This window comes from Pseudomonas iranensis, from assembly GCF_014268585.2.
Lineage (GTDB): Bacteria > Pseudomonadota > Gammaproteobacteria > Pseudomonadales > Pseudomonadaceae > Aquipseudomonas > Aquipseudomonas iranensis.
Genome location: NZ_CP077092.1, coordinates 4,493,865 through 4,510,900, shown reverse-complemented (window position 1 = coordinate 4,510,900; position 17,036 = coordinate 4,493,865). Strand labels below are relative to the sequence as shown.

General features: G+C 62.5%; 15 protein-coding genes. 9 read left to right on the top strand and 6 right to left on the bottom strand.

The window, feature by feature from the left end; translation table 11 throughout:
• Window positions 1-48: 48 nt before the first annotated feature.
• Window positions 49-216: a DUF2897 family protein gene (locus tag HU724_RS20250; protein ID WP_016770901.1), complete on the bottom strand. Its 168-nt coding sequence runs from the start codon at window positions 214-216 to the stop codon at window positions 49-51.
• 129 nt (window positions 217-345) lie between these two features.
• The gene (gene eat, locus HU724_RS20245; protein ID WP_186567847.1) at window positions 346-1,710 is read right to left on the bottom strand and encodes an ethanolamine permease; all 1,365 of its coding nucleotides are present in this window, start codon (window positions 1,708-1,710) and stop codon (window positions 346-348) included.
• 399 nt (window positions 1,711-2,109) lie between these two features.
• On the opposite strand from eat, the gene kdpF reads away from it, so the two are divergent.
• From kdpF to HU724_RS20215, 6 genes are all read left to right on the top strand, one after another.
• Complete coding sequence (gene kdpF / locus HU724_RS20240; protein ID WP_007899818.1) at window positions 2,110-2,199, top strand: K(+)-transporting ATPase subunit F; 90 nt, start codon at window positions 2,110-2,112, stop codon at window positions 2,197-2,199.
• 8 nt (window positions 2,200-2,207) lie between these two features.
• A complete protein-coding gene (gene kdpA / locus HU724_RS20235) occupies window positions 2,208-3,902 on the top strand; it encodes a potassium-transporting ATPase subunit KdpA (protein ID WP_073472398.1) in 1,695 nt (564 codons plus the stop codon).
• A gap of 10 nt (window positions 3,903-3,912) precedes the next feature.
• Window positions 3,913-5,970, top strand: a complete 2,058-nt coding sequence (gene kdpB, locus HU724_RS20230; protein WP_186567849.1) for a potassium-transporting ATPase subunit KdpB — start codon at window positions 3,913-3,915, stop codon at window positions 5,968-5,970.
• Between the two features lie 312 nt (window positions 5,971-6,282).
• Complete coding sequence (kdpC, locus tag HU724_RS20225; RefSeq protein ID WP_186567851.1) at window positions 6,283-6,828, top strand: potassium-transporting ATPase subunit KdpC; 546 nt, start codon at window positions 6,283-6,285, stop codon at window positions 6,826-6,828.
• A 144-nt stretch (window positions 6,829-6,972) separates the two neighbouring features.
• A complete protein-coding gene (locus tag HU724_RS20220; RefSeq protein WP_186567853.1) occupies window positions 6,973-9,624 on the top strand; it encodes a DUF4118 domain-containing protein in 2,652 nt (883 codons plus the stop codon).
• Between the two features lie 48 nt (window positions 9,625-9,672).
• Entirely contained in the window at window positions 9,673-10,368 is a 696-nt protein-coding gene (locus HU724_RS20215; protein WP_016770895.1) for a response regulator, read from the top strand.
• A 109-nt stretch (window positions 10,369-10,477) separates the two neighbouring features.
• Here the strand turns inward: HU724_RS20215 and HU724_RS20210 are convergent, their stop codons facing one another.
• Entirely contained in the window at window positions 10,478-11,515 is a 1,038-nt protein-coding gene (locus HU724_RS20210) for a patatin-like phospholipase family protein (protein WP_186567855.1), read from the bottom strand.
• 214 nt (window positions 11,516-11,729) lie between these two features.
• Between HU724_RS20210 and HU724_RS20205 the strand changes: the two genes are divergently transcribed.
• The 3 genes from HU724_RS20205 (at window position 11,730) to HU724_RS20195 (ending at window position 13,908) form a co-directional block, all read left to right on the top strand.
• Complete coding sequence (locus tag HU724_RS20205) at window positions 11,730-12,008, top strand: hypothetical protein (RefSeq protein WP_016770894.1); 279 nt, start codon at window positions 11,730-11,732, stop codon at window positions 12,006-12,008.
• 107 nt (window positions 12,009-12,115) lie between these two features.
• On the top strand, window positions 12,116-12,877 hold the full coding sequence (locus HU724_RS20200) for a CHAD domain-containing protein (protein ID WP_186567857.1): 762 nt from the start codon (window positions 12,116-12,118) through the stop codon (window positions 12,875-12,877).
• Window positions 12,878-13,113: 236 nt separating this feature from the next.
• Entirely contained in the window at window positions 13,114-13,908 is a 795-nt protein-coding gene (locus HU724_RS20195) for an acyl-CoA thioesterase (RefSeq protein ID WP_186567859.1), read from the top strand.
• A 1-nt stretch (window position 13,909) separates the two neighbouring features.
• Here the strand turns inward: HU724_RS20195 and HU724_RS20190 are convergent, their stop codons facing one another.
• From HU724_RS20190 to HU724_RS20180, 3 genes are all read right to left on the bottom strand, one after another.
• Window positions 13,910-14,275: a DUF962 domain-containing protein gene (locus HU724_RS20190; RefSeq protein WP_016770891.1), complete on the bottom strand. Its 366-nt coding sequence runs from the start codon at window positions 14,273-14,275 to the stop codon at window positions 13,910-13,912.
• Window positions 14,276-14,504: 229 nt separating this feature from the next.
• Window positions 14,505-15,986 carry a methyl-accepting chemotaxis protein gene (locus HU724_RS20185; protein ID WP_186567861.1) on the bottom strand — a complete coding sequence of 494 codons (1,482 nt, stop codon included), beginning with the start codon at window positions 15,984-15,986 and terminating at the stop codon, window positions 14,505-14,507.
• Window positions 15,987-16,192: 206 nt separating this feature from the next.
• Window positions 16,193-16,999 carry a TatD family hydrolase gene (locus tag HU724_RS20180; RefSeq protein ID WP_186567863.1) on the bottom strand — a complete coding sequence of 269 codons (807 nt, stop codon included), beginning with the start codon at window positions 16,997-16,999 and terminating at the stop codon, window positions 16,193-16,195.
• Between the last annotated feature and the right edge of the window lie 37 nt (window positions 17,000-17,036).

The window sequence follows — 17,036 nt, the reverse complement described above, 5'->3', positions numbered from 1 at the left end:
TCCGATCGTGCTGAAAAAACAAACCCCGCCATTGCGGCGGGGTTGGTATCAGCGGTCTTGTGCGTCCTTGGCGTCCGCTTCGGCATTGCGCTGTGCGACGCGCTTGCGTTCTTCATCGGTCAGTTCGACCTTGTTGGCGGTGTCGCGCAACATCATCAATCCGCCAACAATCGAGCCGATCGCAACGACCAGAATCAACCAGGCATACCAGGGCATAACGGCTCTCCTTAAGGGCAGCTCGACGGGCGAGGACTTCGCCGTGCGATGCTGCATACCACCTTTGAGCGAAACGACTTCGCAGTGGTTCCATTCTAGGCCGCTAATGCCCGGCACACCCGAACGGCGTCACAAACCGGTCAACATCGCATCCGCCGGCGCATCGGCGCGCAGTTGCCCGGTCAGCATGAAGTAGCAGAATCCCACCGCCATGAAACCGAGGAAAATCAGCCCGATCAGTGTGTTGAACCACGCCATCGCTACCAGGCAAACCACCGCCAGTATCAGCGCAATCATCGGCACCAGCGGATAGCACGGCGCGCGGAAAGTACGTTCCAGATTCGGTTCCGATTTACGCAGTTTGAACAGGCTGAGCATGCTCATGATGTACATCACGATGGCGCCGAACACGGCCATGGTGATCATCGCAGCGGTCAGGGTCATGCCGCCCAGGTTGATCAGACCGTCGCTGTAAATCGCCGCGATGCCGATGATGCCGCCAGCGATGATTGCGCGGTGCGGGGTCTGGAAGCGCGACAGTTTTGCCAATGAGGCGGGCAGGTAACCGGCGCGGGCGAGGGCGAAGAATTGGCGTGAGTAGCCGAGGATGATGCCGTGGAAACTGGCGACCAGGCCGAACAGGCCGATCCACACCAGCATGTGCAGCCAGCCGGAGTTGTCACCGACCACGGTTTTCATCGCTTGCGGCAACGGGTCGTTGATGTTGGACAAGGTGCGCCAGTCGCCGACGCCGCCCGCGAAGAACATCACGCCCATTGCCAGCAGCACCAGGGTCAGGATGCCGCTGATGTAAGCTTTTGGGATCGTGCGTTTCGGGTCCTTGGCTTCTTCGGCGGCCATGGCGGCGCCTTCGATGGCGAGGAAGAACCAGATCGCAAACGGGATGGCCGCGAACATGCCCGCAATCGCCGGCGCGCCGAAGACGTCTGAGCCGGCCCAGCCATTCAGCGCGAAGTTGCTGAAGCTGAACGCCGGCGCGACCACGCCCATGAACACCAGCAACTCAGCCACCGCCAGCACGCAGACGATCAGTTCGAAGGTCGCGGCCAGTTTCACCCCGAGAATGTTCAGGCCCATGAACAAGATGTACGCGCCGACCGCCGCGTGTTTCGGGTCGAGCGCGGGAAACTGCACATTCAAGTAAGCGCCAATTGCCAGGGCAATCGCTGGCGGGGCGAAGACGAATTCGATCAGTGTGGCCAGTCCGGCGATCAATCCGCCTTTTTCGCCAAACGCGCGGCGGCTGTAGGCAAACGGCCCGCCGGCGTGGGGAATCGCGGTGGTCAGTTCGGTAAAGCTGAAGATAAAGCAGGTGTACATGGTCGCGACCATGAATGAAGTCACCAGAAATCCCAGCGTACCGGCCACGCCCCAGCCGTAACTCCAGCCGAAATATTCCCCGGAAATCACCAGCCCCACGGCAATGCCCCACAGGTGCAACGTGCCCAGCGTGGGTTTGAGTTGTGTGTTCATGCGCTTGCTCCCTGAAGAATTGGAAAGCTTCGGGGAGGGCGTGTGCAGTGGGCGTGCCATCACCGTGAAACAAGTCGTAATAAGTTGAAAGCTGTCGTATCGGGGATGTTCGGGTGGGGATAGCTGCTTTTTGTGCGCCAGTTGGGTGCGATGTTGTCGGTGATGCCGTCTTCGCGAGCAGGCTCGCTCCCACATTTTGAAATGTGTTGCCCCGGTGGGAGCGAGCCTGCTCGCGAAGGCGCCAGCCCAAACACCACGAAACTCAGCCGTAAAGCCCGCATAAACCCACTCTTTACGCTTTCTTTATGCCCCACGCCGCGCCTCGCTCTCGTTCCTTTACAGCCTCCTTCCCGACAATCACCGCACACACGGCAATACGCCGTTACACGGAGATCTTCCATGAGCGTTCTGGACGGGGTGTCACTGCTGTTGGCAGTGGGGCTGTTCATTTATCTGTTGGTTGCGCTGTTGCGCGCGGACCGGAACTAGGAGCGGCTATGCACAGTTATGACTATTGGCTGATCCTCGGGTTTTTTGCGCTGGTCCTGCTGCCGGCGCCGTTCCTTGGGCGCTTCTATTACAAGGTGATGGAGGGCCAGCGCACCTGGCTGACGCCGATTCTCGGCCCGGTCGAGCGCGGTTGCTATCGTCTTGCCGGGGTCGATGCGCAGGCGGAGCAGAGCTGGCAGAAGTACACGCTGGCGCTGCTGGCGTTCAACCTTGCCGGTTTCCTGCTGCTGTTTACGATTCTGCTGTTCCAGGATCACCTGCCGCTGAATCCGCAAAACCTGCCGGGTCAGGAATGGACCCAGGCGTTCAACACCGCGGTCAGTTTCATGACCAACACCAACTGGCAGTCCTACAGCGGTGAAGCGACCCTCAGCTACCTGAGCCAGATGGTCGGTCTCACCGTGCAGAACTTCGTCAGCGCCGCCACCGGTCTGGCCGTGCTGGTCGCGCTGTGCCGTGGCATCGGCCGTAAGTCGGCGCAGACCCTCGGCAACTTCTGGGTCGACATGACCCGCGCCACCCTCTATGGCCTGCTGCCGCTGTGCCTGTTGCTGGCGCTGTATCTGGTCTGGCAGGGCGTGCCGCAAACCTTCGCCCAGTATGTAAATGCCGTGACCCTGCAAGGCGTCGATCAGGTGATCCCGCTCGGCCCGGCCGCCAGCCAGATTGCGATCAAACAACTGGGCACCAACGGTGGCGGTTTCTTCGGGGTCAACTCGGCGCATCCGTTCGAGAACCCGACCGCGTGGAGCAACCTCTTCGAAGTCGCTTCGATCATTCTGATCCCGGTGGCGCTGGTGTTCACCTTCGGCCATTACGTCAAGGATCTGCGCCAGAGCCGCGCGATCATCGCTTGCATGCTGGCGCTGTTCCTGATCGGCGGTGCGACGTCGTTGTGGGCCGAGTATCAGCCGAATCCGACCCTGAACAACGCTGCCGTCGAGCAGACCGCGCCGCTGGAAGGCAAGGAAGCGCGCTTCGGTACCACCGCGACGGTGCTGTGGTCGGTGACCACCACGGCGGCGTCGAACGGCTCGGTCAACGGCATGCACGATAGCCTCAACCCGCTGAGCGGCATGGTCGCGCTGGTCAACATGATGGTCGGCGAAGTGATCTTCGGCGGGGTCGGCGCCGGGCTCTACGGCATGTTGCTCAACGTGCTGATCGCCGTGTTCCTCGCCGGTCTGATGATCGGTCGGACGCCGGAATACCTCGGCAAGAAGCTTCAAGCGCGTGAGGTGCAATTGCTGGTGGTGACGCTGCTGGTGATGCCCGTCGGCGTGCTGGTGCTCGGCGCCATTGCCGCCACGGTTCCCAGCGCTGCGGCAACCATCAGCAACCCCGGCGCGCATGGTTTCAGTCAGTTGCTCTATGCCTACACCTCGGCGAGCGCCAATAACGGTTCGGCATTTGGTGGCCTGGGCGCGAACACGCCGTTCCACAACCTGATGCTCGGCCTGGGCATGTTGATCGGCCGCTTCGGCTACATCCTGCCGGTGCTGGCACTGGCCGGTAGTTTGGCGATGAAGAAAAGCGCACCGGTCGGCCAGAACAGCTTCCCGACTCACGGCCCGCTGTTCGTGACCCTGTTGACCGTGACCATTTTGCTGGTGGGCGGCCTGACGTTCCTGCCGACGCTGGCGCTCGGTCCTGTCGCCGAACATTTAAGTATGGGCTTCTAAGGAATCCATCATGAATATGCCTGCAATCAAACCCGCCGCCGTCAAGGCGCCGGAACAAGCCAAAACCGCGATCTCGGCCCTGTGGCGCCCGGCGCTGGTGCAAGCCTTCGTCAAGCTCGACCCACGGCAGCTGGCCCGTTCGCCAGTGATGCTGGTGGTCGAACTGACGGCGATTTTCACCACCGTGCTGTGCTTCATTCCGGACGCTGATGTGCCGACCTTCGTCGCCGCACAAATCGCTCTGTGGCTGTGGTTCACCGTGCTGTTCGCCAACTTCGCCGAGGCCTTGGCCGAAGGTCGTGGCAAGGCCCGCGCCGACAGCCTCAAGGCCGGCAGCGAAGGCCTCAGCGCCCGCTGCCGCCAAGCCGATGGCAGCTTCAAGATCGTGCCGGCTGCCAATCTGCGCAAGGGTGACGTGGTGCGAGTCGAAGCCGGGGAAATGATCCCCGGTGACGGCGAAGTCATCGAAGGTATTGCGGCGGTCAACGAAGCGGCGATCACTGGCGAATCGGCGCCGGTGATCCGCGAGTCCGGCGGCGACCGCTCGGCCGTCACCGGCAACACGCGGTTGGTGTCCGACTGGCTGCTGGTGAAGATCACCACCAACCCTGGTGAATCGACCCTCGACCGCATGATCGCCCTGGTCGAAGGCGCCAAGCGTCAGAAGACCCCGAACGAAGTCGCGCTGGATATCCTGCTGATCGGCCTGACCCTGATCTTTCTGCTGGTGGTCGTCACCCTGCAACCGTTCGCGCATTTCGCCAACGGCAGCCTGCCGCTGGTGTTCCTCGTGGCGTTATTGGTCACGCTGATCCCGACCACCATCGGCGGTCTGCTGTCGGCCATCGGTATCGCCGGGATGGATCGTCTGGTGCGCCTGAATGTGATCGCCAAGTCCGGTCGCGCGGTGGAGGCGGCGGGCGACGTGCACGTGCTGTTGCTCGACAAGACCGGCACCATCACCTTCGGCAACCGTCGTTGCAGCGCGGTGTATGCCGCGCCGGGAGTGACCGGCCGTGAGCTGGCCGAAGGCGCGTTGTTCGCCTCGCTGGCCGACGAAACCGCTGAAGGCAAGTCGATCGTCGAGTTCCTCCGTGGCCTGCATCCACAACCGGAGCCGGCCTCGGAAACCCTGATCGCCGTGCCGTTCAGCGCGGAAACCCGTTTGTCCGGCGTCGATTATCAGGGCCGCGTGTATCGCAAAGGCGCGGTGGATTCGCTGCTGGCGTTTCTCGGTCAACAGCGTAGCGATCTGGCCCCGGCGCTGGCGCGGGAAATCGACAAGATCGCCCAGAGTGGTGGCACGCCGTTGCTGGTCTGCGCTGACGGCAAATTGCTTGGCGCGATCCATCTCAAGGACGTGGTCAAACCAGGCATTCGCGAGCGTTTTGCCGAGTTGCGCAAACTGGGAATTCGCACGGTGATGGTCACCGGCGACAACCCGCTGACCGCAGCAGCGATCGCCGCTGAAGCGGGCGTCGATGATGTGCTCGCCGAAGCCACGCCGGAGAAGAAACTCGCGCGCATCCGTCACGAGCAGAACGACGGTCGCCTGGTCGCCATGTGCGGCGACGGCGCCAACGACGCCCCGGCGCTGGCTCAGGCCGACGTCGGCATGGCGATGAACGATGGCACGCAAGCGGCACGTGAAGCGGCGAACATGGTCGACCTCGACAGCGACCCGACCAAGCTGCTCGACGTGGTGCAGATCGGCAAGGAATTGCTGGTGACCCGTGGCGCGCTGACGACCTTTTCCATCGCCAACGACATCGCCAAATACTTCGCGATTCTGCCGGCGCTGTTCGCCTCGATTTACCCGCAGCTGGGCGTGCTGAACATCATGCATCTGAGCAGTCCGCAGAGCGCGATTCTCTCGGCCATTGTGTTCAACGCGCTGATCATCGTTGTGCTGATTCCACTGGCATTGCGCGGCGTGCGCGTGCAGGCAGCGAGTGCGGCGGCGTTGCTGCGGCGCAATCTGCTGATCTATGGCGTCGGCGGGATCGTCGTGCCGTTCGTGGGGATCAAGGTGATCGACATGCTGCTTACGGCGTTGTATCTGGTGTAAGGCTGAAAAGAGCCCCTCACCCTAGCCCTCTCCCGGGGGGAGAGGGGACTGACCGAGGTGTTTGCGAGAGGTACGCCGACTTGGGATACCGAGGTGAATGCGCGATTGGAAAGCCAATCACCGTAGGGGACTGACCGAGGTGTTTGTGCGAGGTTCGCCGACCTGAAATTCCGAGCCGAACTCAGGTTTTGAACAGCATGAAGATCGGCTCCCTTTCCCCCTCGCCCCCTTGGGGGAGAGGGCTGGGGTGAGGGGGAATGGATCTCCCTGACACCCGGCAAAAGTTTGTCCAACGAATTCGAGGATCTTGAAATGTCCACAATGATACGCCCGGCCCTGACCCTGTTGGCGCTGATGACCCTGATCACCGGCGTCGCCTATCCACTCGCGGTCACCGGCATCGCCCAGGTCGCTTTCCCGGCTCAGGCCAACGGCAGCCTGATCCACGACGCCGACGGCAAAGTCCGCGGCTCGGCGCTGATCGCCCAGGATTTCAGCGGCGACAACTGGTTCCACCCACGCCCGTCCGCTGGGGCTTATGCCACGGTCGCCAGCGGCGCCAGCAACCTTGCACCGAGCAACCCGGCCCTGGCGACCCGCGTAATCGACGACGCGCAGAAACAACAAGTCGCTGGGCAGGGGCCGGTGCCATTGGCATTGCTGACCACCTCCGCCAGCGGCCTCGATCCGCACTTGCCACCGGCGGCAATTGCCTATCAACTGGCGCGTGTCGCGGCGGCGCGCAATCTGCCGGTGTCGACCTTGCAGCAATTGCTCGATAAGCACATCGAACAACCGCTGGTGGGGCCGCCGGTGGTGAATGTGCTGGAGCTGAATCTGGCACTGCAAAACCTGTAATTCAGTTGATACCGATCGTTCCCACGCTCTGCGTGGGAATGCATCAATAGACGCTCTGCGTCTGCTTTTATGGGACGCAGAGCGTCCCGGACTGCATTCCCACGCAGGGTGTGGGAACGATCATCAGGAAGAGAGACATCAAGCATGAGCGACTCCGGCCGCGCCGACGCATTGTTAGCAGACCTGCCCCGCGATGGCCGTGGCCGGCTCAAGGTTTTCCTCGGCGCCGCCCCCGGGGTCGGCAAGACCTACGCCATGCTCCAGGCCGCCCACACGCAACTGCGGCAAGGCGTGAAGGTTCTCGCCGGCGTGGTCGAAACCCATGGCCGCGCCGAAACCGAAGCCTTGCTCGGCGGCCTGCCGCAGCAGCCGTTGGTGCGCAGCGAATACCGTGGCGTGCTGCTTGAGGAAATGGACCTCGACGGCATTCTCGTCGCCAAGCCGAAACTTGTGCTGGTGGATGAACTGGCCCACAGCAACGCCCCCGGCAGTCGTCACGCCAAGCGCTGGCAAGACATTCAGGAACTGCTCGCCGCCGGCATCGACGTGTTCACCACGGTCAACGTCCAGCACCTGGAAAGCCTCAATGATCAGGTGCGCGGCATCACTGGCGTGCAGGTGCGCGAAACCCTGCCGGACTGGGTCTTGCAGGAAGCTTTCGAGCTGCTGCTGATCGACCTGCCGCCGCGTGAATTGCTCGAGCGTCTGCGCGAAGGCAAGGTCTACGTGCCGGAACAGGCCCGCGCTGCGATCGATGCTTTTTTCACCCAGACCAATCTCACCGCACTGCGTGAACTGGCAATGCAGACCGCTGCCGCGCAGGTCGACAACGATCTGGCCCAGGGCTATCGCCAACTCGGCCAGGCCGCGCCGGCGGTGCGCGGGCGTTTGTTGGTCGGCATCGATGGCGATGCGCAGGCCGAGCGGCTGGTGCGTCACGCCAGCCGCGTCGCCCAGCGCCGGCATCTGCCGTGGAGTCTGGTGCACGTCGACAACGGCAGTGCCCGTGACGAGCAATCGCGGTTGCGCCTGCAAAGCGCCCAGCAACTGGCCGAACGCCTCGGTGGCGAAGTGGTGCTGTTGCGGGCCGGCGAAGTGGCGAAAACCCTGATTCAACACGCCGCCGAACGCCGCGCCAGTCTGTTGCTGGTCGGCCAATCGCGGCCACGTCTGCGCCGTCGACTGTTCGGCGGTGGCCTGGCGGCGCGCCTGCTGCGTCAGGCTCACGGTCTGGAAATCAACGTGCTCGACAGTGACCACGAGCAGCACCAACCGCGCCCGCGTAATTCAGTCACGCTGGTGTGGTTCGACTATGCGCTGGCGCTGGTCGCGACGTTGTTGGCCACGGCCCTGGCCTGGGCGGTGTCGAGTGTGTTGCCGTTGCCGAACATCTCGCTGGTGTTTCTCGCGGCGGTGTTGCTGGTGGCGGTGCGCAGTAGCCTCGGCCCGGCGCTGGCCTGTGCGGCGCTGTCGTTTCTCACCTACGATTTTCTGTTTATCCCGCCGAATTTCTCGTTCAGCATTCAGCGCGAAGAAGATGTGCTGACGCTGCTGTTCTTCCTGTTGATGGCGGCGCTCACCGGCAACCTTGCGGCGCGTCAGCGGCGGCAATTGCAGGCTTTGCGCGATACCCAGGAAGAAACCAGCGAACTGCTCGACCTGTCGCGCAAACTCACCGCCGCGACCGACCGCCAGGCCGTGATCAGCGCCGCCGCGCAACACCTCGAAGGCTGGAGCGATGTGCAATTGTGCTTGCTCAACCGCGACGGCCAGGGCGGCTGGAAAGTCGAAACCGGCGGGCCACTGCAATTCACCGAGGCCGAACGCGCCGCCGCCGATTGGGCCTGGCAACACGATCAACCGGCGGGCAAGGGCACCGGTACCTTGCCGCTGGGCCGTTGGTGGTGGTGGCCGTTGTCGGTCGAGGACGGGCCGCTGGCGTTGCTCGGCGTTTGCGCCAAGGAAGGCCAGAGCTTGAGCGGTCAGCGCCGGCGTTTGCTCACTGCGCTGAGCCAGCCGCTGGCGCAAGCCCTGGCCCGCGCGCAATTGGCCGATGACCTCGAAGCGGCGCGTCTGCACGGCGAAACCGAACAATTGCGCAGCGCCTTGCTGGCCTCGGTGTCCCACGATTTGCGCACGCCGCTGACGGCCATGCGCGGCAGCATCGACAGCCTGTTGGCCCTCGGCGAAGCGATCCCGCTGGAGGATCGCCGCGAGCTGCTCGAAGGCACCCGCGATGAGGCCGAACGCCTCGACCGCTACATCCAGAACCTGCTCGACATGACCCGCCTCGGCCACGGCGCCCTGAAGCTGGCGCGCGACTGGGTTTCGCCAGCCGATATCGTCGGCAGTTCGCTCAATCGCCTGCGCGCCGTGCTGGCGCCGCTGCAGGTCAGCACCGAAGTGCCGGCCGAGCTGCCGTTGCTGTATGTGCACGCGGCGCTGATCGAGCAGGCGCTGGTTAACGTGCTGGAGAACGCCGCGCGCTTTTCCCCCAGCCACGGTCGCCTGCAACTGCGCGCCGGCGCCGATGAGCAGGAGATTTTCTTTGCGGTCAGCGATGAAGGCCCGGGGATACCCGAAGAGGACCGAGCGAAGATTTTCGACATGTTCTACACCGCCGCGCGCGGTGATCGCGGCGGGCAGGGCACGGGGTTGGGGCTGGCGATCTGTCAGGGCATGGTCGGCGCGCACGGCGGGCGTATTTCCGTAGCTGACGGCATCGACGGGCGCGGCACCTGCATCACCTTGCACCTGCCGTTGCAGGCGCAGCCGGGGATGGACGGTGAAGCTTGAAGTCGACTGCGCTACTCTCTTGCCAATCTATTGTGTTGATGTGAATTCATGAGCCAGACCGCGACCATTTTGGTCATCGATGACGAACCGCAGATCCGCAAATTCCTGCGCATCAGCCTCGCTTCACAAGGCTACAAAGTGCTCGAAGCGGGCACCGGCGCTGAAGGCCTGGCGCAGGCCGCGCTGAGCAAACCGGACCTGGTGGTGCTCGACCTCGGGTTGCCGGACATGGACGGTCAGCAGGTGCTGCGCGAGTTGCGCGAGTGGGCGACCACGCCAGTGCTGGTGCTGTCGGTGCGCGCCAGTGAAGGGCAGAAAGTCGAAGCGCTGGATGGCGGCGCCAATGACTACGTGACCAAACCGTTCGGCATTCAGGAGTTTCTCGCCCGGGTCCGCGCGTTGTTGCGTCAGGCACCGGCGGGGGAGGCGCAGCCGGCGGCGCTGAGTTTCGGCCCGTTGACCGTGGATCTGGCCTATCGGCGCGTGCTGCTCGATGGCGCCGAAGTCGCCCTGACCCGCAAGGAATATGCGGTGCTCGCGCAATTGGCGCGGCATCCGGGGCGGGTGATCACTCAGCAGCAATTGCTCAAGGATATCTGGGGGCCGACGCACACCGAGGACAGTCATTACCTGCGCATCGTGGTCGGGCACCTGCGGCAGAAACTGGCGGATGACCCGACCCGGCCGCGGTTTATCGTGACTGAGGCGGGGGTTGGGTATCGGTTGTTGAGTGAAGCTGGCTGAGCTGACGCTTTCGCGAGCAGGCTCGCTCCCACAGGGGAATGCATTTCAAATGTGGGAGCGAGCCTGCTCGCGAAGAGGCCATCAAATACTCCGAAAAATCCGCATCAGATCAACCCTGCTCCTGCTCATACCGATCCAGCGTATCACTGGCAATCTCCCGCCCCAGCGCGATCAATTCCGGCGCCTTGTAGAACTCGAAAAACCGGCACACCCGCTTCGGCACGTTGATCAGGATATCCGGCGGATACCCGGCAATCTTGTACTGCGCCAGTGAAGTCTGCATCACCTCGAAACTCTGGTTGATCAAATCCAGCAGCGACGCCGGCCCGACGTTATCGATGATGAACGAACCGGTAGCGGATTTCGGTGCGCCTTCGCGTTCCGGGGCGGCGGCCGGTTGCTGGCTTTCCGGTTCGACGCCCTCGAGCCACGGATTGATCTCCGCCGCCTCGGCGCGCAAGGCTTCCTGTTCCAGCTTCAACAATTGCTCGGCCTGTTTACGCCGGAATGGCAACTTCGAACCCATGGATTTGATCAGACTGTCGAAGCGCGAACGGAACGCCGCTGGCCGCTCGATCACCGGCAACTTGTACTGGCGCTGATTGGTGGCGTTGAGGTTGACCGCGATGATCAGGTCGCAATGGCTCGATACCACCGGAACGATCGGCAACGGATTGAGAATGCCGCCGTCGACCAGCATGCGGTTGCCCTGCATCACCGGGGTAAACAGGCTGGGAATCGCCGCCGAGGCGCGCATGGCCTGATGCAGGCAGCCTTCCTGAAACCAGATTTCCTGCTGGTTGGTCAGATCGGCGGCGACGGCGGTGTAGGGGATGCGCAGGTCTTCGATGTTGATCTCGCCGACGATCTTGCGGATCTGCCCGAAGACCTTTTCGCCGCGAATCGCGCCGAGGCGAAAACTCACGTCGACCAGACGCAGGACGTCGAGGTAGTCGAGACGCTCGATCCAGTTGCGGTATTCATCGAGTTTACCGGCGGCGTAGATCCCGCCGACCACCGCGCCCATCGAACACCCGGCGATGCAGGCGATTTCGTAACCGCGTTTCTCGATTTCTTCGATGACGCCGATATGGGCATAGCCCCGGGCGCCACCGGAGCCCAGCACCAGTGCGACACGCTTTTTCATCAAACTTCCTCCCGACAAGCCTGCACAATGCACGCATCGGCCAAGCGGCTCAATCGCCAAGGTCGTTGCGCGAAGCGGTGACGTCGTTTTTCGTTCGCGGCACACGCTTGCGCGCTATGCTCTGCGCCACGTGGTTTGCCCGGTCAGCGAGGCACTTTTTCGCCGCTTGACCGTCTTACCTGCACGACTGTTGACCTACCTTGAGGTGTGAGTGATGAAAGCCTGGATCTGTGTACCGTTGATGGCTTTGGTTCTGGCCGGTTGCGCCGGCAAAACCGCGTACCGCGACAGCTGCGGCAGCCAACTCGACGCGGCCTGGCACGAACTGGACCTGGCCAAGGCTGAAGGCTTCGCCGGCACCGTCAGCTATTCCAAAGCGCTGTCGCTGCTGACCGCCGCCAAGACCCAGCAACAATTCGAAGGCTTTGAAGGCTGCAGCAAGAAAGCCGAGAAAGCCCGCTTCTACATCCGCGAATCCCGCGCAGGACGTTAAAAAAAAGCAGCTGCAAGTTTCCAGCTGCAAGCGGCAAGCTTTGAAGCAAACGCATTCAGCTTGAAGCTTGTAGCTAGAAGCTTGCAGCCGTCTACGGAGTAGACCCCATGATCGATCGCTTGGTGGCTCATGTTTTGAGCCTGGATGTGCGGCTGCTGGCATGTCAGGCGCGCTTGACTGCGCGCACCGATCCGGAGGCGTTGCATGATTTGCGCACTACGGTGCGGCGCTTGCGCAGTCTGTTGCGGCCGTTGCGCGGCTTGCCGGGTGTCGAGCAACTGGAGGCGGCGGCGTCTGCGGTGGGCGATCTGACCACACCGTGGCGTGATCGCGAAGTGCTCGCGGCGTATCTGCTCGAGCATGATCAGCCCGAGGCTGCGCAGCGGCGTCTGGCACAAATGGCCGAGGCGTATCCGGCGCTGGCAGCGAGTGCGGAACTGGCTTCGTTGCTGATGATTCTCGACGCATTTCCACGGTTTCTGCGCGCGTCCGAGCGTCAGGGCTTACTCAAGGATCTGGGTAAACGCATTGAAAAACGCTTGGCCAAACAATGGCAGAAGCTCGACGCGGCGCTGCACGATCCCGCCCATGACCGCCATCGTCTGCGCCTGCTGATCAAGCGCGTGCGCTATGGCATCGAAGCCTATCCCGAGCTGGATCGCTTGCCGAAACCGGCTTACAAACGCCTGAAATCGGCGCAAGGCGCACTCGGCGACTGGCACGATTGCTGGCAATGGCTGGCGCGTGTCGAGCAGGAAGCCGATCTGCAACCGTGCGTGGCCACCTGGCAGGCGGGGTTGATCAAGGCAGAGCTGAAGGCCGATCAAGTGCTGGAGAAGCTCAGCGCGACGTGTTTCAAACACTCCTGAAGATGGCTCTGTTCCCCTGTGGGAGCGAGCCTGCTCGCGAAGGGGCCGTGTCAGTCGCAATCGTTGTCGACTGATCGACCGCTTTCGCGAGCAGGCTCGCTCCCACAAGGTGATTTGTCGCTTGAAGGAATCGGGCCAAGGCCTATCTGTCAGCCCATTTGACCGGAATAGACGCTGCGCCGCCGCCCGGGGCTGGGTAAGATCCGCGCATTCCTTTCTCGTTTTCCGAGGTTGTCATGCGCTTTTGCGATCTGCTCGATGCTGTCCGCCAACAACCTGAAGTGACCATCCCCGCCGAATGGGGGCAGGGCCGTGCCAGTTTTGGCGGGCTGGTGGCCGCGCTGCAATTTGAAGCCATGCGCGCCAGGGTGCCGACGGAGCGCCCGGTGCGTTCGCTGGCGATTACCTTTGTCGGCCCGGTCGAGCCGGAGGTGCCGGTGAGTTTCGAAGTCGATCTGCTGCGTGAAGGCAAAGCCGTCAGCCAGGTGTTGGGCCGCGCCATGCAGAATGGTCAGGTGGTGACGATCATTCAGGGCAGCTTCGGTGCCTCGCGGCCTTCGGAAGTCGCCGTCGAAGCCTATCCGGCGCCCACGATGAAACACTGGGACGAATGCCAGGAGCTGCCCTACATCAAAGGCGTGACCCCGGAATTCATGCGCCATCTGGCGATGCGCTGGAGCGTCGGCGGCATTCCGTTCTCCGGCACGGCCTCGCGCTTGATGGGCGGCTGGGTGCGGTTGCGTGGGGATGTCAAAGAGGAGCCGGTCAACGAGGCGCATCTGCTGGCGCTGGTGGATGCCTGGCCGCCGGCGCTGTTGCCGTATCTGAAGAAACCGGCACCGGGTAGCACGCTGACCTGGACCATCGAATTCGTGCAGCCGTTACACGACCTGAGCACGCTGGACTGGTGCCAATACCTGGCCGACATCGAATACGCAGCCGACGGCTACGGCCATGTCGCCGCGAAGTTGTGGAGTGCGAAGGGAGAGTTGATTGCCATGAGTCGGCAGACCGTGACGATCTTCGCCTGACTCAATGCCGACGGTGACGCTCACGCCAGGCGCGCCACCAGCCACCGCTGAGAAAGAACCGCGGAAAGGTCAGAAACTGCTCGACCAGCAAACGTGACACGGCATCTTTGCGATCACTGAACGGCTCGGAGGCTTGCGCCTCCAGGCCGTGGCCGTGGCGCTGCAGACCCAGCGCCGCGATGATACCGATCACGCCGATGGCGACGCTGGCCAGACTCAGGCTGAACACTCCCGACACGATCAACAGAAACGCCACAATGAACAACGGCACGGCAATCAAGTGCAGGACCAGATTGGTCGGATGCTGATGATTGCCCGGGTAGGCGCGCCATTGCCACGCGGGAAGGTTGGGGTGACGTTTGCCCATGTTTGCTACTCCTCGATCCATGTTGAACTTCATGGTTGAAGAATAGGCCCGGGCGCGGAGGGCGGCGAATCAAGGTTGGCTATTGAGTTGATAGCGGCAATGGCAAAAATTGATGTCGCCTGAGCGGACGCCATCGCGGGCAAGCCCGCTCCCACAGTGTGCTCGGTGTACGCACAATTGTTGATTGTAGAAAATCCCTGTGGGAGCGGACTTGCCCGCGAAGAGGCCATCAGAGTTTCAACTGACCTATCGCCTTGTTCAACTCCCCGGCCAATGTCGCCAACTCGTTACTGGTCGTCGCCGAATCCACTGTCTGCTGCACGGTGTTCTCAGTCACATCACGAATACTCACCACGGCGCGATTCATCTCTTCGGCAACCTGACTCTGCTGTTCCGCCGCCACGGCAATCTGCGTGTTGCTTTCACGCATCTGCGCCACCGCCCCGGTGATTTCCGCCAGCGCCGCGCCAGCCTCCTGCGCCTGCTGCACGCAGTCGTCGGCCTTGTACGAACTCTCCTGCATGAAATCCACCGCATCGCGGGTGCCGGCCTGCAACGCGGCGATCATGCCGGTGATCTCGTCGGTGGACGCCTGCACGCGCTTGGCGAGGTTGCGCACTTCATCAGCGACCACGGCAAAGCCGCGACCCATCTCCCCGGCACGGGCCGCTTCGATCGCCGCATTCAGCGCGAGCAGATTGGTTTGTTCAGCGATGCTGTGAATCACGCTGACCACGCCGTTGATCTTCTGACTGTCCTCGGCCAGGCGTTGAATCATTTCTGCCGTCTGCTGCACGCCGCTGGACAGTCCGGCAATCGACTGCTGCACCCGCGCCACCACCTGCTGACCGCTGCCGGCGAGGCCATCGGCGGTTTTCGATAGATCGCGGGTGGCGCCGGCGTGTTGAGCGATGTGATAAACGGTGGCGGTCATTTCGTTGATCGCGGTGGCAGCCTGGTCGGTTTCGCTCTGCTGGCCGAGCATGCCGTGACGCACATCATTCATGCTCGAGGCCAGCCGCGCAGCGCCGTTATCCAGTTGTCGCGCGGTGCTGGCAACGGTGGTTACGACGCGTTGATAACCGGCCTGCATGGCGTTGAAGGCATTGGCCATCTGCCCGACTTCGTCCTTGCCTGCCAGCGGCACGCGAGCGGAGAGGTCGCCGGTTTTTTCAACATGCAACATCACGTCTTTCAACGTGTTGAGCTGGCTGAGCAGAAAGCGGATCAGCAGTTGCGAAGCGCCGAGCATTGCCAGCATCAAGACGAAGACCGCCAGCGCATAGTTGGCGAAACGCTCGCTAAACACCTGGCTCAAGCTCGGGGCATAGGCGATGACCGCCACTTGCTCACCGTCGGCACGGCTGAACACTTCGGCGCCCATCAACGGGTCGTCACCGAACAGCGGCATTTCATTGATGGCGTTCCAGCCGTTGCTGCCGCTGATTTCCAGCAACGGTTGATCATTGAGACGCGGCGCTTCACCGCGCTTGAAGGTCAGCACCTGGGCGGATTTGGGCAAAGCTTGCCCGGTCGGCCAGGCCATGAGCAACTGCGCCTGCGCCTGCGCGGACACCTGCGCGGCATGGCTGCGGGCCTGTTGTTCGAGGTGCACGGCGTACAGTACGAGCAGCAGGGTGGTGACAAAGGCGACCGCATTGACCGCCCAGAATTTGTATTTCAGCGAGATGTTGCTAAGCCAGGCACCCATGGAGGTCTTCTCTGATAGCGGAAACAGTTTTGGCAAGGTGCCATTATTGTGCCGCTATGCAGATTCGGGAGTTTGATATGAATCAACAGATGCCGAGATCTAATGTGGGAGCGAGCCTGCTCGCGAAAGCGCTGCGTCATTCAGCCCATTTGTAGCTGATCCACCGCCTTCGCGAGCAGGCTCGCTCCCACAGGGGAGGTGTGCAGTCAGGTGAGAATTGGGAGTTTAAAGAACGCCCGGGCACACGCGGTGGTATGTGCGGCCAGCGCTTCCTCGGTCTCGCCGCGATGCAACGCCACTTCGCGCAGCACTTCGGTCAGATACGCCGGTTCGTTGCGACCGTTTTTCGGCTTCGGCCGCAACGTGCGCGGGAGCAGATACGGTGCGTCGCTTTCCAGCATCAGCCGTCCCGGCTTGATCTCTTTCACCAGAGGATGCAGATGCGTGCCCCGACGTTCGTCGCAGATCCAGCCGGTGATGCCGATGTGCAGATCCAGATCGAGGTAGCTGAACAAGGCCTTTTGCTCGCCAGTGAAACAGTGCACCACCGCCGCCGGCAGTTGATCGCGGAAATCCTTGAGAACCTCCAGCAGGCGCTGGCTGGCATCGCGCTCGTGCAGGAACACCGGCAATTGCAGCTCGACGGCCAGCGCCAGGTGTTCTTCGAGAACCTTTTCCTGTTGCGGGCGCGGGGAGAAATCGCGGTTGAAATCCAGCCCGCATTCGCCCACCGCGACGACGCTGGATTCGTTCAACAGACTGCGCAGGCGACGAGCACTGTCAGCGTTCCAGTCGCTGGCCGAATGCGGGTGGATACCGGCGGTGGCGAACAGCCGTTGGCCACTTTCATCCAGTTGCTGGCACAGTTCCAGCGCCTGCTCGCTGCCCTCGACGCTGGTGCCGGTCAGCACCAATTGGCAGACGCCGGCGGCATAGGCGCGGTCGAGCACGGCCTGGTGTTTGTCGGCGAAACTGGGGTTGGTCAGGTTGACGCCGATATCGATGAGTTGCATGGTGCTACCTCGGGCCGAAGGCCGGAAAGCATATCAG

Bases quoted from the DNA above. Each gene is read 5' to 3' on its own strand.
- HU724_RS20250 (WP_016770901.1), bottom strand. From the start codon at position 216: ATGCCCTGGTATGCCTGGTTGATTCTGGTCGTTGCGATCGGCTCGATT.
- eat (WP_186567847.1), bottom strand. From the start codon at position 1,710: ATGAACACACAACTCAAACCCACGCTGGGCACGTTGCACCTGTGGGGC.
- kdpF (WP_007899818.1), top strand. From the start codon at position 2,110: ATGAGCGTTCTGGACGGGGTGTCACTGCTGTTGGCAGTGGGGCTGTTC.
- kdpA (WP_073472398.1), top strand. From the start codon at position 2,208: ATGCACAGTTATGACTATTGGCTGATCCTCGGGTTTTTTGCGCTGGTC.
- kdpB (WP_186567849.1), top strand. From the start codon at position 3,913: ATGAATATGCCTGCAATCAAACCCGCCGCCGTCAAGGCGCCGGAACAA.
- kdpC (WP_186567851.1), top strand. From the start codon at position 6,283: ATGTCCACAATGATACGCCCGGCCCTGACCCTGTTGGCGCTGATGACC.
- HU724_RS20220 (WP_186567853.1), top strand. From the start codon at position 6,973: ATGAGCGACTCCGGCCGCGCCGACGCATTGTTAGCAGACCTGCCCCGC.
- HU724_RS20215 (WP_016770895.1), top strand. From the start codon at position 9,673: ATGAGCCAGACCGCGACCATTTTGGTCATCGATGACGAACCGCAGATC.
- HU724_RS20210 (WP_186567855.1), bottom strand. From the start codon at position 11,515: ATGAAAAAGCGTGTCGCACTGGTGCTGGGCTCCGGTGGCGCCCGGGGC.
- HU724_RS20205 (WP_016770894.1), top strand. From the start codon at position 11,730: ATGAAAGCCTGGATCTGTGTACCGTTGATGGCTTTGGTTCTGGCCGGT.
- HU724_RS20200 (WP_186567857.1), top strand. From the start codon at position 12,116: ATGATCGATCGCTTGGTGGCTCATGTTTTGAGCCTGGATGTGCGGCTG.
- HU724_RS20195 (WP_186567859.1), top strand. From the start codon at position 13,114: ATGCGCTTTTGCGATCTGCTCGATGCTGTCCGCCAACAACCTGAAGTG.
- HU724_RS20190 (WP_016770891.1), bottom strand. From the start codon at position 14,275: ATGGGCAAACGTCACCCCAACCTTCCCGCGTGGCAATGGCGCGCCTAC.
- HU724_RS20185 (WP_186567861.1), bottom strand. From the start codon at position 15,986: ATGGGTGCCTGGCTTAGCAACATCTCGCTGAAATACAAATTCTGGGCG.
- HU724_RS20180 (WP_186567863.1), bottom strand. From the start codon at position 16,999: ATGCAACTCATCGATATCGGCGTCAACCTGACCAACCCCAGTTTCGCC.